We start from the raw sequence: 417 nt of genomic DNA, 5'->3' as shown, positions 1-417 counted from the left end.
GCGGGTGCGATCGCGACCGGACTCCTTTCGTTCTGTTTGGTCGATGCGGCGTCAGGAAAGGACGATCGCAAGAGGTCGGCGCGCAGCTTGGCGAGGAAAGCCACCGCGGCCATGACGAGGGTGACGTGGCGATGCCAGCCGTGCCAAGAATACGGTTCGCCGTGCGCGCTTCGCAGTGATCGAGGCCGAGCTCGTCCTTGGCCACCTCGAAGCAGGTCTCGATCGCCCAGCGCAAGCCTGCAACGCCGGCGAGCTCGGCGAGCGTCGCATCGGCAGGCGCGAACACGACATAACAGGCGAGATCGGTCGGATCCGTGAGGCTGCGTCGGACCAGCAGCCAGTGATCGAACGGCTGCCCCGGCTCCTGCAGACGGAACAGACGCACGCGAGCCCAGTGATGGAGCCGCGGTCCCTTGC

General features: G+C 66.7%; 1 pseudogene. It reads right to left on the bottom strand.

Features of this window, described 5'->3' with window-relative positions:
- A pseudogene (locus A33M_RS23370) lies at positions 1 to 385 on the bottom strand (hypothetical protein); the annotation flags it as partial.
- Positions 386 to 417 lie beyond the last annotated feature (32 nt).

This window comes from Rhodovulum sp. PH10, assembly GCF_000293785.1.
Classification (GTDB): domain Bacteria; phylum Pseudomonadota; class Alphaproteobacteria; order Rhizobiales; family Xanthobacteraceae; genus Rhodoplanes.
This window is presented reverse-complemented; position numbering and strand designations above follow the sequence as displayed.